The organism is Pseudarthrobacter sp. S3, assembly GCF_050156905.1.
Lineage (GTDB): Bacteria > Actinomycetota > Actinomycetes > Actinomycetales > Micrococcaceae > Arthrobacter.
Window position 1 is genome coordinate 3,073,952 of record NZ_CP189583.1, and the last position, 15,814, is coordinate 3,089,765.

The 15,814-nt window shown below is 66.1% G+C and carries 10 protein-coding genes; 4 read left to right on the top strand and 6 right to left on the bottom strand.

From position 1 onward, the window contains the following. Positions 1-15: 15 nt before the first annotated feature. Positions 16-1,107: a carbohydrate kinase family protein gene (locus ACQCSV_RS14685; RefSeq protein WP_354157881.1), complete on the bottom strand. Its 1,092-nt coding sequence runs from the start codon at positions 1,105-1,107 to the stop codon at positions 16-18. Positions 1,108-1,177: 70 nt separating this feature from the next. On the opposite strand from ACQCSV_RS14685, the gene ACQCSV_RS14690 reads away from it, so the two are divergent. The 4 genes from ACQCSV_RS14690 to ACQCSV_RS14705 all read left to right on the top strand — a co-directional run bounded on the left by ACQCSV_RS14690 (position 1,178) and on the right by ACQCSV_RS14705 (position 6,774). Next, the gene (locus ACQCSV_RS14690; protein ID WP_426938674.1) at positions 1,178-2,620 is read left to right on the top strand and encodes a 6-phospho-beta-glucosidase; all 1,443 of its coding nucleotides are present in this window, start codon (positions 1,178-1,180) and stop codon (positions 2,618-2,620) included. A 111-nt stretch (positions 2,621-2,731) separates the two neighbouring features. Then, positions 2,732-3,997, top strand: a complete 1,266-nt coding sequence (gene mshA, locus ACQCSV_RS14695; protein ID WP_426938675.1) for a D-inositol-3-phosphate glycosyltransferase — start codon at positions 2,732-2,734, stop codon at positions 3,995-3,997. Between the two features lie 55 nt (positions 3,998-4,052). Further along, entirely contained in the window at positions 4,053-5,735 is a 1,683-nt protein-coding gene (locus ACQCSV_RS14700) for a formate--tetrahydrofolate ligase (protein WP_426938676.1), read from the top strand. A 121-nt stretch (positions 5,736-5,856) separates the two neighbouring features. After that, a complete protein-coding gene (locus ACQCSV_RS14705) occupies positions 5,857-6,774 on the top strand; it encodes a DUF559 domain-containing protein (protein WP_426938677.1) in 918 nt (305 codons plus the stop codon). Between the two features lie 84 nt (positions 6,775-6,858). Here ACQCSV_RS14705 and ACQCSV_RS14710 read toward each other — a convergent pair whose 3' ends face one another. The 5 genes from ACQCSV_RS14710 to glgX form a co-directional block, all read right to left on the bottom strand. Then, the gene (locus ACQCSV_RS14710; protein ID WP_426938678.1) at positions 6,859-7,944 is read right to left on the bottom strand and encodes an inositol-3-phosphate synthase; all 1,086 of its coding nucleotides are present in this window, start codon (positions 7,942-7,944) and stop codon (positions 6,859-6,861) included. Positions 7,945-8,103: 159 nt separating this feature from the next. Then, positions 8,104-9,141: an L-glyceraldehyde 3-phosphate reductase gene (gene mgrA, locus ACQCSV_RS14715; protein ID WP_426938679.1), complete on the bottom strand. Its 1,038-nt coding sequence runs from the start codon at positions 9,139-9,141 to the stop codon at positions 8,104-8,106. Positions 9,142-9,380: 239 nt separating this feature from the next. After that, the gene (gene treZ / locus ACQCSV_RS14720) at positions 9,381-11,171 is read right to left on the bottom strand and encodes a malto-oligosyltrehalose trehalohydrolase (protein ID WP_426938680.1); all 1,791 of its coding nucleotides are present in this window, start codon (positions 11,169-11,171) and stop codon (positions 9,381-9,383) included. Next, positions 11,168-13,519, bottom strand: a complete 2,352-nt coding sequence (treY, locus tag ACQCSV_RS14725; RefSeq protein WP_426938681.1) for a malto-oligosyltrehalose synthase — start codon at positions 13,517-13,519, stop codon at positions 11,168-11,170. The genes treZ and treY overlap by 4 nt, the downstream gene beginning before the upstream one ends. Continuing rightward, positions 13,516-15,771 carry a glycogen debranching protein GlgX gene (gene glgX / locus ACQCSV_RS14730; protein WP_426938682.1) on the bottom strand — a complete coding sequence of 752 codons (2,256 nt, stop codon included), beginning with the start codon at positions 15,769-15,771 and terminating at the stop codon, positions 13,516-13,518. Before glgX ends, treY begins: the two co-directional genes overlap by 4 nt. Between the last annotated feature and the right edge of the window lie 43 nt (positions 15,772-15,814).

Consider the following 15,814-nt stretch of genomic DNA (forward strand, 5'->3'; position numbering starts at 1 on the left):
ATAATCGCGGCGCCCTCAGGCATCGGACAGGTGCGCGATCGTGGCGGTGGCCCGGCGCTGGGCCGCAAGCGGTATGTCGTGGAGAATGTCGGCCAGGAAGCCGAAACGGCGGAGCCACTGGCTGCTCTGGCGTTCCGGCCTGGAGTTGGCCCGCTGCCACCAGTCTGCGATGTCTCCCCAGCCGGGTGCCGCCAGCGAACCGCCCACTTCCTGCACGGCGAGGGAAGCGCAGAGGTTTGCGAAGCGAAGCCTGTTGCCCAGCGGCCAGCCTGCCAGGCTGCCCACGATGAAGGCCGCGTCGAAGCAGTCCCCGGCGCCGGTGGGATCCAAAGCAATGACCGGCGGCGACGGTACCCACTCCTCCTCCCCCGTCTCCGAGTCCACGGCCATGGCACCCTGCGCGCCGAGCGTCACCACGGCCACGGGCACGCGATCGGCGAGGGCGTACAGCGCGGACCACGGATTGTCCTTCCCGGTGAAGGCCATGGCCTCGCGCTGGTTGGGCAGGAACGCATGGAAGTACTGCAGGTTGTCCAGCCGGACCCGTGACCATTCACCGCTGGGATCCCACCCCACATCCCCAAACAACTTCACGCCTTCCTTCTGCGCGGCCACGGCCCAGGGTTCAATCTCGACGCCGAGCTCGGCAATGCCGGCGAGCGCCCGGGGCGGTGAACCAATCAGTTCGGACGACGTCACGGGGGCCGGGTGGCCGTGGGTCACCAGCGACCGGTCCTTCGCCACGCAGAGCGAGACGGTGACCGGCGAATGCCACCCCTCGACTTTGCGCGACATACTCAGGTCCACGTGCTCTTGCCGGGCCAATATCTTCCAGTTGTAGTCCCCGTAACCGTCGTCCCCGAACGCGGCGGCCAATCCGGTGCGCAGTCCCAGCCTCGCCGCCGCAATGGCCTGGTTCGCGACGCCGCCGGGGCAGCTGCCCATGCCATCGCTCCAGATTTCCGTGCCCGGCTCGGGCGCGTGGGGCAGGCCGGTGAAGATGATGTCCTGGAAGACCGTTCCGGCGAGGATCAGGTCGAACCCGCCGCCAGACTGCGCGCGGACGGTTGCGAGCGGATCGAAGCGGCGGTCCGGGATGGCGTCCATGTCCGGCAGACTACGCCCTGCCGCGGCCCCACGGTAGGGGCGCGCCTGGCGGAGGCCTACACTGCTGACTATGCGGCTTATGATTGCCGGCGGCGGCGGATTCCGCGTGCCGCTTGTCTACCGAGCGCTGGCGTCCGGCGCGTTCGCGGGGCTGGTCAGCGAGCTGGTGCTGTTCGACGTCGATCCCGCCCGCCTGCGAGCCATCAACGCGGTTCTGCATGCCATGCCGGAGTCCGACGGCCGCCCCGCCGGCGGCCCCACCGCTGGCCCTCGCTCCGGTGTCCGGCCGCCCGCCGTGCGTTCCACCACGTCCCTGCCCGGGGCCCTGGCGGGGACAGACCTGGTGTTCGCGGCGATCCGCCCCGGCGGTACTGCCGGCCGGATCCACGACGAAAGGGTGGCCCAGGACCTCGGCCTTCTTGGCCAGGAAACCACCGGCGCGGGCGGCATCTCCTATGCGCTGCGCACCATCCCGGAAATGCTGGACCTGGCACGGCAGATGCGGGAGTTCTGCCCGGACGCCTGGCTGATCAACTTTACCAACCCGGCGGGCATGGTCACCGAGGCCCTGCTGCCTGTCCTCGGCCGGAAGGTCATTGGGATCTGCGATTCCGCGGGCGGCTTGGTGCACCGTGCGGCCCGCGCGGCCGGCCTGCCGCTGCCGGACGGAAGGCTCGACGGCGTGGGCTACTTCGGACTGAACCATCTGGGCTGGCTCTACCGGCTGGAGTCCGGCAGCCAGGATCTGCTGCCCGGCCTGCTGTCGGACCCGGCCGCCCTCAGTACGTTCGAGGAAGGCAGGCTGTTCCCGCAACCGTTCCTCAAGGAACTCGGCATCCTGCCCAACGAATACCTCCACTACTACTATCAGCGGGACAGCGCCACCGCGGCCATGCGCGCCATGGCCCAGACCCGCGGCGAGTCCATCCACCATCAGCAGGCCGAGCTGTACCCGCGGCTGGCCTCAGCCGGCCCGGACGCCTACACACTGTGGGACGCCGCCCGCCGCTCGCGGGAGGAAGGCTACCTCGCCGAGGCACGGACCCACGGCGAGCAGCGCGACGAGGACGACCTCGCCGGCGGCGGCTACGAACGCGTGGCCCTCGCCGTGATGCGCGCATTGGCGGGGGCCGGGGAGGCCCAGCTCATCCTCAACACCCCCAATACGCTTCCGTCCGATCCGGGCGGGGGTGCCGCCCTCGGAAGGACCACCACGGAACCGGCCATTCCGGGGCTGCCGGCGGACGCCGTCGTCGAGGTCCCCTGCACCGTAACGCCCGACGGCGCAGTGCCGCTTCCACAGTCAGCCCCGGGAGCGGAGCAACTCACCCTGCTCCGGCGCGTCAAGGAGGTGGAACGGCTCACTGTCCGGGCAGCGACGCACGGAGACCGGACGGCCGCCGTCGACGCCTTAAGCCGGCATCCCTTGGTGGACTCCCCCGTGCTCGGGGCCAAGCTGCTGGCCGGCTACGAGCGCGCCTTCCCTGCGCTGCTGGAGCTTTGGCGCCGCTAGGGGTTCCTGTACATCACGTGCCGGAATGCCGTCCGGGGGCGGCTGGAGTAGTGTTTTACCGAGCGGGCAACAGCCTGAGGCCCGCCGCGCCAGCGCTGGGAAGGAGAAGCCATGACATTGATCCGCAGGGTCGCTTTACTCTCCCTCCACACCTCCCCGATGGAACAGCCCGGCTCCGGCGACGCCGGCGGGATGAACGTCTACATCCGGGAGCTGGCCTCCGCGCTCGCCGAGACCGGCGTGCAAGTGGAGATCTTCACGCGCTCCACCTCAGCCAAGCAGGCCGCCGTCGAACATCCCTTCCCCGGCGTGTGCGTCCACAACGTGCTGGCCGGCCCGCCGCGGAAGATCCCCAAGGAGGAACTGCCGGCGCTGCTCCACAGCATGGTGGCCGAGATCGACCAGATCCGGCAGCGCCAGCCGCACGGCCGCTACGACGTCATCCATTCGCACTATTGGGTGTCCGGGATCGCCGGACTGGAGCTCTCGGAACTTTGGGGCGTGCCGCTCGTCCACACCATGCACACCATGGCCAAGGTCAAGAACCTCCTGCTGGAGTCCGGCGAACAGCCCGAGCCGCGGCGGCGTGAGGAGGGCGAGCACCGGATCGTCGACGGCGCCGCCCGCCTGATTGCCAACACCACGGCCGAAGCCGAAGAGCTGGTGTCCCACTACGATGCAGATTACGACCGTATCGATGTGGCGCCGCCGGGCGTGGACCTCAGCACCTTCACACCCGCGTTCCGCGCGCGGTCCCGGGCCGAACACGGTGTTTCGCCGGAGACGTTCCACCTGGTCTTCGCCGGCCGGATCCAGCGGCTGAAGGGCCCGCAGATCCTGCTCAAGGCGGCTGCCCTGCTTCGCGCCCGGCGGCCCGGGATCGATCTGCGGCTCACCATCCTGGGTGCCCTCAGCGGCAACAAGGACTTCAACCTCCGGCACCTGATCTCGGAGTCCGGAATGGACGACGTCGTCACGCACCTTCCCCCTGTCAGCGCGTCTGACCTGGCGTCCTGGTTCCGGGCGGCTGACGTTGTGGTGATGCCTTCCTACAGCGAATCGTTCGGGCTGGTGGCCATCGAGGCGCAGGCCTGCGGGACCCCCGTGGTGGGCACCCGGGTGGGCGGACTGTCCCGCGCCATCTGCCATGGCCGGACCGGGCTGCTGGTGGACGGGCACCACGCCTCGGACTGGGCGGACGCGCTTGAAGCCATGTACGACGATCCGGACACGCGGGCCGACATGGGGCGGGCCGCGGCCATCCGGGCGGAGAACCTGGGCTGGAACCGCACTGCCGCGATCACGCTCGAGACTTACCACGCCGCCGTCGAACAGCAGCTGGCCAGCGGGCTGATCCCGGCGGTTCCGGCACCCTAAGCGGTGGTCAGCCGCCGTCTGCCTTTAGTACCCGGCCCCCAACAAAAGGACAAGGATGTCTGAACAAAATTCCCTCAGCGACCTCAAGATCGCACGGCAGGCACCGATGAGGCCCATCGAGGAGATTGCAGCTGCCGCGGGCATCAACGCCGCCGCTCTGGAACTTTACGGGCGGTACAAGGCGAAGGTTGATCCGGCGTTGTTGACTGCGCCGGCGCCCGCCGGAAAAGTGGTACTCGTCTCTGCGATGTCGCCGACGCCCGCCGGCGAGGGGAAATCCACCACCACGGTGGGGCTCGCCGATTCGCTGGCCCGGGCCGGGCACAAGGTGATGATCGCGCTGCGGGAACCCTCGCTGGGCCCGATCCTGGGAATGAAGGGCGGCGCCACTGGCGGCGGCTACTCCCAGGTGCTGCCGATGGACGAGATTAACCTGCACTTCACCGGTGATTTCCATGCCGTGACGTCTGCGAACAATGCCCTGATGGCGCTCGTGGACAACCACATCTACCAGGGCAACGAGCTGAACATCGACCCCCGGCGGATGACGTTCAAGCGGGTCCTGGACATGAATGACAGGTCGCTCCGCGAGGTCATCATTGGCCTGGGCGGTCCCACCCAAGGTGTGCCCCGGCAGGACGGCTTCGACATCACCGTGGCTTCGGAGATCATGGCGGTTTTCTGCCTGGCCACCAGCCTGGCCGACCTCCGCGAGCGCTTGGGCCGGATCACGTTCGGCTACACGTACTCCCGCGTTCCGGTCACCGTGGCGGACCTCGGCGTCCAGGGCGCCCTGACCCTGCTCCTGAAGGAAGCCATCAAGCCCAACCTGGTGCAGACCATTGCCGGCACTCCCGCACTGGTGCACGGCGGGCCGTTCGCCAACATCGCGCACGGGTGCAACTCGCTGATTGCCACCCAGACGGCCCGGCGGCTCGCGGACATCGTGGTCACCGAGGCTGGCTTCGGCGCAGACCTGGGCGCGGAGAAGTACATGGACATCAAGGCGCGGATCGCTGACGTGGCGCCGTCCGCCGTCGTGGTTGTAGCCACTGTCCGAGCGCTCAAGATGCACGGCGGCGTGCCCAAAGACCGGCTGACGGAACCCGACCTTGAGGCGCTGCAGTCCGGCGTCGCAAATCTTCGGCGGCACGTGCACAACGTGGAGAAGTTCGGGGTGGCACCGGTGGTGGCCATCAACAGGTTCTCGTCCGACACGGAAGAGGAGCTGGACTGGCTCTTGGAGTGGTGCGCGGCGGAGGGGGTCCAGGCTGCGGTGGCGGATGTGTGGGGCCGGGGCGGCGGTGGCGACGGCGGCGACGAGCTGGCCGCGAAGGTCGCCGCCGCGGTTGCTGGGCCGAACAGCTTCCGGCATCTGTATCCCTTGGACCTGCCCGTGGAGGAGAAGATCCGGACCATTGCGCAGGAGATCTACGGCGCGGACGGGGTGGACTTCTCCGTCCCCGCGCTGAAGCGCCTGACGGACATAGAAAAGAACGGCTGGTCCGGGCTTCCCGTCTGCATGGCCAAGACCCAGTATTCCTTCACCGACGACGCCTCCCGGCTGGGGGCTCCCAAGGGCTTCACCGTGCACGTCCGGGACCTGATCCCCAAGACCGGCGCGGGTTTCATCGTGGCACTGACCGGTGCGGTCATGACGATGCCCGGCCTCCCCGCCGCACCCGCCGCCATGCGTATGGACGTGGACGACGCCGGCAACCCGGTAGGCCTCTCCTGACCCACGTTGCTCTATCACTTTGAGCTCTTATTCCGGGGCCAGAGTGACCAAAAGTGATAGAGCAACGGGAGCTGTGGATAACTTCTGCGGGAGAGATTGGCTCCGGGCGACAATGGTGCGCATGCGACCCTCCGCACCTCTGCCGTTCAGCCTTTCGTCCGCTCCGTTCACTGTCCATGAGGCGCGGGCTGCCAGCCTGAGCAGCGGAAGACTTCGTTCCTCCGACCTCGCGTCCGCCGGACGGTTGCTGTATCTGCCCACGGGCTGGGACTTTGAAATCCGGGGCCTTGCCAGGGCACTCTCCGCTGCCACTCCGGGCGCCTGGATCTCGCACCTGACGGCCGCCGTCGTGCTTGGGCTCTGGCTTCCTACCTGGTTCCGCGACTGCCGGGAACTCCATCTGAGCAAGCCCAGGAACCTGCCACCGGTGCGGCGCGAAGGCGTGGTCGGCCATACCGTCCTTGCCTTTGATGGGGAGATCATGATGCTGGACGGGATGCGGATCTCCACGCCGGCCCGCACTTGGCTTGACCTTGCCAACCTCGTGCCGCTGGAGGACCTCGTGGCTGTGGGTGACCAACTGATCCGTCTGCCTCGGCCCGGCTTCGAAGATCGCGCGGAGCCTTGGTCAACCCTTCCGGAGCTGGAAGAAATGCTGAAGAGGCACCCGAAGCTCAAGGGCATCGTGAAAGCAAGGGCAGCTGTCGAGCTCATCCGTCCCGGTGCAGATTCCGCGCCTGAGACGTTCCTGCGCCTCGCATTAACTGCCGCGGGCCTGCCGGAGCCAGAACTGCAACTACGGATTGTGAAGGCCGACCCGTATTCGCCGGCGGCAGACCTGGGCTACCGCGCCCATCGAATCGCCATCCAGTACGACGGCGGCCATCACCTGACCAGCGAGCAGCAGTCGCGCGACAATCGCCGCGACGAAACGTTCAATGCCGCTGGCTGGAGGTACTTCAAATTCAACGCGGACGATCTGGCCCACGGCTTCCACCGCGCGGTCAATCAGGTCCGGCTTGCACTCAAGTCCCCTTAAACGCCTGTTGCCCTATCAGTTGCAGTCGCCAAACCATAGATTTGGGGACCACAACTGATAGAGCAACGAGAGGGTGGAGCGGGGTTAGCGCTCCAGGTCGCCGCGGATGAAGGCCTCGACCTTTTCACGGGCGAGGTCGTCGTTGAACTGCTCGGGCGGGGACTTCATGAAGTAGCTCGAGGCGGAGAGCAGCGGGCCGCCGATGCCGCGGTCCAGGCCGATCTTGGCGGCGCGGATGGCATCGATGATCACGCCGGCGGAGTTGGGTGAGTCCCAGACTTCCAGCTTGTATTCCAGCGACACGGGGGCGTCACCGAAGTTGCGGCCTTCGAGGCGGACGAAGGCCCACTTGCGGTCATCGAGCCACTGGACGTAGTCAGACGGACCGATGTGGACGTTGCGCGGTGCAATGTCAGCTTCAACGTTGGACGTCACCGCCTGGGTCTTGGAGATCTTCTTGGACTCAAGGCGGTCGCGCTCCAGCATGTTCTTGAAGTCCATGTTGCCGCCGACGTTCAGCTGGTACGTGCGGTCCAGGGTGACGCCGCGGTCTTCGAAGAGCTTGGCCATCACGCGGTGCGTGATGGTTGCACCGATCTGGCTCTTGATGTCATCGCCAACGATCGGGACGCCGGCGGCGGTGAACTTGTCGGCCCATTCCTTGGTGCCGGCGATGAAGACGGGGAGGGCGTTGACGAACGCCACGCCGGCGTCGATGGCAGCCTGCGCGTAGAAGTGTGCAGCATCCTCGGAACCAACCGGGAGGTAGCACACCATAACGTCTGCCTTGGATTCGCGGAGCACGGCGACGATGTCAACGGGCTCTTCGGCGGACTGTTCGATGGTCTCGAGGTAGTACTTGCCGAGGCCGTCGAGGGTGTGGCCGCGCTGGACGGTCACACCTGTGGGGGGCACGTCGGCGATTTTGATGGTGTTGTTCTCGCTGGCCAGGATGGCGTCGGCGAGGTCCACGCCCACTTTCTTGCCGTCAACATCAAAAGCGGCAACAAACTGGACATCGTTGACGTGGTACTTGCCGAACTCCACGTGCATCAGACCCGGGATCGTGGCCTGGGGATCGGCGTCACGGTAATACTGCACGCCCTGGACGAGCGAGGCGGCGCAGTTACCTACACCAACGATGGCAACACGAATCGGATTTGCAGACACGGAACTCCTTTGAAGAAAACTTCAGCCGCCAGGACGGTCAGTACCGGAAAGGTACGACGGCGGCACGCTGGCAGTGCGCCATTCGGCGCCATTTCATCTTACCCAACCAAAAGGGGGCCGGGATTGTTCCCGGCCCCCTTCAGTCGAAGCGTTACGTGGTTACTTTTGCTTCCACAGGTTGATGTCCGACTCGACGGCGAACTCGTCGATGGCATCAACCTCGTCGGCGGTGAAGTCCAGGTTGTTGATGGCGGACAGGGTGTCTTCCAACTGCCGGACGCTGGATGCGCCGACGAGCGCTGAGGTCACGGACGAGCCCTTGCCCTGCTCGCGCAGGATCCAGCCGATCGCCATCTGCGCCAGGGTCTGGCCCCGGCCCTCGGCGATCCGGTTGAGCCCGCGCACGCGGTCCAGGTTCTCTGGACTGATCATGGCTTGGTCGAGGGACTTGTGCTGCGCTGCCCGGGAATCTGCAGGCACGCCGTTGAGGTAGCGGCCTGTGAGCATCCCCTGGGCCAGCGGCGAGAAGGCTATACAGCCGGCGCCTACCTGCTCCAGCGCCTCGTAGAGGCTGGGGCTGCCATTCTCGGTCCAGCGGTTCAGCATGGAGTAGCTCGGCTGGTGGATCAGCAACGGCGTACCCAGTTCCTTCAGGATCCGGGCCGCTTCGAGGGTCTGGGCCGGAGTGTAGGACGAGATGCCAGCGTACAGGGCCTTGCCCGAGCGGACGGCATGGTCCAGTGCACCCATGGTCTCTTCCATCGGCGTTTCCGGGTCCGGACGGTGGCTGTAGAAGATGTCCACGTAGTCCAGGCCCATGCGCTCCAGGGACTGGTCCAGGCTGGCCAGCAGGTACTTGCGGGAGCCGAAGTTGCCGTAGGGGCCTGGCCACATGTCGTAGCCGGCTTTGCTGGAGATGATGAGTTCGTCGCGGTACGGCTTGAAGTCGTCCTTGAAGTGGCGGCCGAAGTTGGTTTCGGCGGCGCCGTAGGGCGGACCGTAGTTGTTCGCGAGGTCGAAGTGGGTGACGCCCAGATCGAAGGCTCGGCGCAGGATAGCGCGCTGCACTTCGAAGGGCTTGTCGTCGCCGAAGTTGTGCCAGAGGCCCAGGGAAATGGCTGGCAGTTTCAGTCCGCTGCGTCCGACGCGGCGGTAGGGCATGGAGTCGTAGCGGTTCTCCGCAGCGATGTAAGTCATAATGACTATCCTGCCAGCCCTGTCTCACATAACAGCACAAAAGCGAACTATTAAGCCCGGGGCCACCATCAGCCGCCGCATCATCGCCCGGATGCCGTGAATCCGGAGTTCGAGCGTGGCAGGAAGCGTACTCTTCCGCGGGTCACCCATGACGGCCTCCATCGCCCGTACACCACCGAGCCGCCCATCACGGCTGGTCCATACGCGCAAAGTATGCCGGGGTCACTCCAGTGTCTAGGTTAACTCAAGGCTACTTCTGCCCCAGCAGTAAGAACCGCCCCGCTGTGCGCCGCCAGCACGAACGAATCGCCGTGGAACAGGGTGTCCTCGTCCGTCGACAGCAGCACCGAGCCGCCCAAACCGTCCAGCCGCACAGTCGATGCCGAGAAGTTCAGCAGCACCTCCATCGACCCGCGCCGGAAGCGCAACCAGCCGGCGTCGTCGTCGAACGTCACGTCGGTTTCCTCGAACCCCAGCCCGGCCAGTTCGGGGTGAGCCCGCCGCAGCGCCGTCAGCGAACGGTAGAGGGACAGGAGCCGCGCGTGGTCACCCTCAGCGGCCTCCGCCCAGTTGAGTTTGGAGCGCCGGAACGTTTCGGGATCCTGTGGATCGGGGACGACGGCGGGATCCCACCCCATGCGTTCGAACTCGCGGATTCTGCCCTCCGCCGTCGCCTTGCCCAGCTCCGGTTCGGGGTGCGAGGTAAAGAACTGCCAAGGGGTAGAGGCCCCGAACTCCTCGCCCATAAACAGCATGGGCGTAAACGGCGCGGTCAGCGTCAGCACGGCGGCTACGGCCAGCGGGCCGTACGGGAGGGACTGGGACAGCCTGTCGCCGATGGCACGGTTGCCGATCTGGTCGTGGTTCTGGCTGCAAACCACCAGCGCCGCGGGGTGGACCAGCGAGGTGTCGATGGGCCGGCCGTGGTGGCGTCCGCGGAAGCTGGAGTAGCTGCCGTCGTGCAGGAAGCCATCCTTGAGGACCTTCGCCAGCACGCCGAGGGACGCGAAATCGCCGTAATACCCTGCGGTCTCACCGCTGACATTCACGTGCACCGCATGGTGGAAGTCGTCGCTCCACTGCCCGGCAAGACCGAAGCCGTTGGAACCGCGGGGATAGATCAGCCGCGGATTGTTCAGGTCCGATTCGGCGATGAGAGTCTTGGGAAGCCCTGTCTCCGTGGAGATGGCATCGCCCAGCGCGCCGAACTCCTCCAGGAGGTGCACGGCCCGCTCATCGCGGAGTGCGTGAACGGCATCCAGTCGCAGCCCGTCCACGTGATAGTCGCGCAGCCACAGGGCCGCGTTGTCCAGGATGTATTCACGGACGACGTCGGAGCCCGGGCCGTCGAGGTTGACCGAATCGCCCCACGTGTTGGCGTCCCCCTGCCTGAGGTAGGGGCCGAATTTGGGCAGGTAGTTGCCGCTGGGGCCCAGATGGTTGTAGACCACGTCCTGGATGACGCCCAGTCCGGCGGCGTGGGCGGCGTCCACAAAGCGCTGGTAGGCCGCAGGACCGCCGTAGCCTTCGTGGACCGCGAACCACTGGACACCGTCGTAACCCCAGTTGTGGGTGCCGTTGAATCCGTTGACCGGCAGAAGCTCCACAAAGTCGATGCCGAGGTCCGCGAGGTAACCGAGCTTATCCGCGGCGGCGTCCAACGTTCCTTGGGGGGTGAAGGTTCCCACGTGAAGTTCGTAGATGACCGAACCGCGCAGTTCCTTGCCCTGCCAGCCGGCGTCCTGCCAGGCGTAGGAGCCGGGATCGAAGGTGCGGGACAGGGCATGGACGCCGTCCGGGAGGCGGCGGGACCGGGGGTCCGGCAGCGGATGCGTCTCGCCGTCGAGCAGGTAGCCGTAGTCCACGTCTGCGTCCGCGGGAGCGTCCGGCGCGGACCACCAGCCATCTGCACCGGGGGCTCCCGCCACCCGCTTCATGGGGTACTGCTGCCCATTGCCGAGCAGCGAGACGGCCGAGGCGTCAGGGGCCCAGACATCGAACCGGCCGGAACCCTGGTGCGTCAGGCTCATGCGTTGTCTCCGTTCACGGGCGCCAGCAGCGCCACAGGGTAAGGCTGGAGGATGTCGGCCAACGGCACCGGGCCTGGGCCGTGCGTCCGTCCTGTAAGTGCGTCGCACATGGCCGTGGAAAGTTCGACGGCGGTGTCCCGCCATCCGCCGGCGCGTTCCAGTCCGCAGGGAAGCCGAGTTGCCAGAGTCAGGGCGCCAGGTGTGGCGCCAGCCCCGCGGTCGAACGCCACCACGTGGTCAGCGGCGGGGCCTGACGCAAGAACGGGCCGGTAGCCCTCGAACAGTTCGGGCCGGTCCCGGCGGAGCCTGAGCGCCCGGGAGGTCACCAGCAGTTTCGTTACTTCGTCCCGGAAGTCTGCCGGGAGTGTGCCCGCGTCCAAGGCAGCCAAGGCCACGCCACGCCCCTCGAAGTCGACAGCCCGCCGGTTGTCCGGGTCGGCCAGCGACCGGTCCCAGAATTCGGTGCCCTGGTAAACATCGGGTACCCCCGGCATGGTCAGCTGGAGCAGCTTCAGGGACAGCGAATTGGCTGCGGCAAAGGCAGCCGTCCGGGCGACGAAGCCCTCGATCACCGTGGTGACCCGGTCGTCGTCGAACGCAGCATTCACAGCAGCCGTGACCCGTGATTCGAACTTCTCGTCCGGATCCGTCCACGTGGTGGAGTTGGCTGCCTCCCGGGCAGCTTTCTCGGCGTAGGCCTGCAACCGTTCCCGCGACGCCGGCCACGCACCGATGACCGCCTGCCACAGCAACGCCTCGAACGGGCCGTCGGGCACCGGGACAAGCCCGCGAAGAGTGTCCAGGGTTCCTGCCCACTCGTCCGGCAGCTCAGCGATCACGGAGATCCGTGCCCGCGTGTCCTCGCTGCGCTTGGTGTCGTGCGTGGTCAGCGTGGTCATGGACAGCGGCAGGGACTCTTGGCGCTCGGCCATCCGCCGGTGGAACTCTTCCGGGGCGACCGAGAAGTGGGACGGGTCCGCTCCCACTTCCGTCAGCGTCCCCAGCCGGTTGTAGCGGTAGAAGGCCGTGTCCTCAACACCCTTGGCCATCACCATGCCGGACGTCTGCTGGAACCGCAGGCCCAGTTCAGTCTCGGGCTTCAGCAGGAGGGGAAGCAGAGCGTCCAGCGTGTCGGAAAGGTCAGGACGCTGGCGAGCAGCAGCCGCGCAGGCTTCGCGCAGCACATCCTCACCCGTGGGCAGGTAGGTGCGGTACACGGGGAAAGCCGCGATGACCTGGGCCAGGGCATCCGCCGAGGCCTCCGCGGACAGGTCAGCGGACAGGTCAGCAGACAGCCCGGCGTCAGCATGGACCAGGCGGGCCAGCCGCAGGATCTCGGACCGCAGCATGCCATCAGCCACGGCACGCTTGGTCCCCAGGATCATGCCCGCATAGTCGGCAGGCTCCCCGGAACGGAGCTGTGCATCCAACGCGTTCAGAGCAGCCTCGCCGGCCGGCGCCACCAGCAGCCGGTCCAGGTCGGCCAGGGCGTCATAGCCGGTGGTGCCCTCGCAGGCGAATTCCGTCGGGAGCTCCTCCCCCGGCTCCAGGATCTTCTCCACCAGGACGTACGCTCCGCCGCTGAGGTCCTTGAGCCACCGAAGATACCCGGCGGGATCCGCCAGGCCGTCCGGGTGGTCCACGCGCAGCCCGTCAACCAGGCCGGCATCGAACCACCGCTTCACCTCTGTGTGGGCCTGGTCGAAGACCCAGGGGTTCTCAACCCGGATACCCGCCAAGGTGTTGACCGCGAAGAACCGCCGGTAATTCAGCTCATTGTCCGCCCGGCGCCAGGAGACGAGTTCGTAATGCTGCCGCTCATGCACAGCCCGCGGAGAGTCGCCGTCGGAGAATGAACCTGCGGCCAACGGAAAGCGGTGGCCGTAATAGTGGAGCTCGCCATCGGCAACCTCCAGCACATCAAGGTCGTCATCGCTGCCCAGGACGGGGATCCGGATCCGGCCAGCACCAAAGTCCCAGTCGACGTCGAACGCTTCCGCGTACGGCGAGCCGCGCCCTTCCTGCAACAGCGACCACCACCACGGGTTCTGCGCCGGCGAGGCCACACCCACATGGTTGGGGACAATGTCCACAAGCACGCCCATGCCATGTTCCCGCGCGGCAGCAGAAAGCGCCAGCAGTCCTTCCGGGCCGCCCCGCTCCGGATCCACCGACGACGGATCCGTCACGTCATAGCCGTGATCGGATCCTTGTTCCGCCGTCAGGATCGGAGACAGGTAGACCCAATCCACACCCAGTGATTTCAGGTACGGAACCGTTTCGGCAGCATCGAAAAGCGTGAAGCTGCTCCGGATCTGGAGCCGGTAGGTGGACGCCGGAACCTTCACTTTGCGGTGTCCTTCCGGTCCCCGACTTTCGTGGTTCTACCCGGGTCGGCCACCACGGGCGCGCTCAGCGACTCGGTCTCGCTGGTGGACGTCTGGGTCAGCGCGGCCAACGATGCAGCTACGGAGTGGTCCGGCTCGACGTCAGGAACACTGTGGGCGCGGAGGACCACCAGGGACTTTGCGTCCACAGGCAGGGCTTCCCCGGCCTTGACCGGCTCGGTGTCCGCATTGTGGCCGGCGGTATCGATGATAATGTCCCAGGCCGGCGCATACTCATCGGCCGGAAGGGTGAAATTCACCATGTCATCGTGGGCATTGAAGTACAGCAGGAAGTTCACGTCAGTGATCCGGCGGCCGCGGATGTCTTTACCCTGGATGCCGTCGCCGTTGAGGAACACTCCCACCGAGCGGCCGAAGCCGCTGTCCCAGTCCTCCGGCTTCATGGTGTTACCTTCAACGTCAAGCCATACGATGTCCGGCAGCCGTTCGCCTTCGCCTCGGCGGACGGGGCGGCCGTCGAAGAACCTGCTTCGGCGGAACGTGGGGTGCTTGGCACGGAGCGCGTTGACTGCTGCCGTGAATTCGACCAGCGGCTGGTCGATGTTCTCCCAGTTGATCCAGGTCAGTTCGGAGTCCTGGCAATAGCCATTGTTGTTGCCCTGCTGGGTTCGGCCCAGCTCGTCGCCGTGCAGCAGCATAGGAACGCCCTGGGACAGCAGCAGCGAAGCGATGAAATTCCGCTGCTGGCGGGCGCGCAGACCGAGGACGGCGGGATCGTCGGTGGGACCCTCGGCCCCGCAGTTCCACGACCGGTTGTGGGACTCGCCGTCGTTGTTGTCCTCGCCGTTGGCGTCGTTGCGCTTTTCGTTGTAGGACACCAGGTCTGCCAGCGTGAAGCCGTCATGGGCGGTGACAAAGTTGATTGACGCTACGGGACGGCGGCCCGAATGCTCGTAGAGGTCGGCCGAACCGGTGATGCGCGAAGCGAACTCGCCCAGCGTGGCTGGTTCGCCGCGCCAGAAGTCCCGGACCGTGTCTCTGTATTTGCCGTTCCATTCTGTCCACTGCGGCGGGAAGTTACCCACCTGGTAGCCGCCTGGACCCACATCCCAGGGCTCGGCGATGAGCTTGACCTGCGACACCACCGGGTCCTGCTGGATGAGTTCGAAGAACGTGGAGAGCTTGTCCACATCGTAGAACTCGCGCGCCAGGGTGGAGGCGAGGTCGAAACGGAAGCCATCCACGTGCATTTCGGTGACCCAGTACCGCAGCGAATCCATGAGCAGTTGCAGCGAGTGCGGCTGGCGTACGTTGAGCGAGTTGCCGGTGCCCGTGTAGTCCATGTAGTGCTTCTCGTCGCCCTCCATCAACCGGTAGTAGGAAGGGTTGTCGATGCCCTTGAAGGAGAGCGTGGGCCCCAGGTGGTTGCCTTCGGCGGTGTGGTTGTAGACCACATCCAGGATGACTTCGATGCCTGCCTTGTGGAGCGCGCGGACCATGGCCTTGAAGTCCTGGACCTGCTGGCCGGCGTCACCGGTGGAGCTGTAAGTGTTCTGGGGTGCGAAGAAGCCGATGGTGTTGTAGCCCCAGTAGTTGTTCAGGCCCTGGTCCTGCAGCGTCCCGTCGTTGACGAACTGGTGCACGGGCATGAGTTCGATGGCAGTGATGCCGAGCTTCTGCAGGTGTGAGATCACTGACGGGTGCGCGACGCCGGCGTAGGTGCCGCGTTGTTCCTCAGGAATCTCGGGGTGGAGCTGGGTGAGGCCCTTGACGTGGGCCTCGTAGATAACCGACTTGTGGTACGGGACCCGCAGGTTCTGGTCGCCATCCCAGTCGAAGAACGGGTTGATGACCACGCCCATCATCATGTGCGAAGCGGAGTCCTCGTTGTTGACCGAGTCAGGCTCGCCCAGGTTGTAGGAGAAGAGTGACGGATCCCAGTCCACCTGGCCGTGCACAGCCTTGGCGTAGGGGTCCAACAGCAGTTTGTTCGGGTTGAAGCGGCTGCCGGAATCCGGGTCGTAGGGACCGTACACGCGGTAACCGTACTTCTGGCCTGGCTGGACCTGAGGGACGTAGCAGTGCCATACATAGCCGTCCACTTCGTCGACCCTGTACCGCGATTCCACGCCGTCCTCATCAAAGAGGCACAGCTCCACCTTCTCGGCGTGTTCGCTGAACAGCGCGAAGTTCGTGCCGGTCCCGTCAAAAGTGGCGCCAAGCGGATAAGCCGATCCGGGCCAGATTTCCATGCGTGCTCCTCATCGTTGTTCGACAGCCGGTGTGTGGACACAA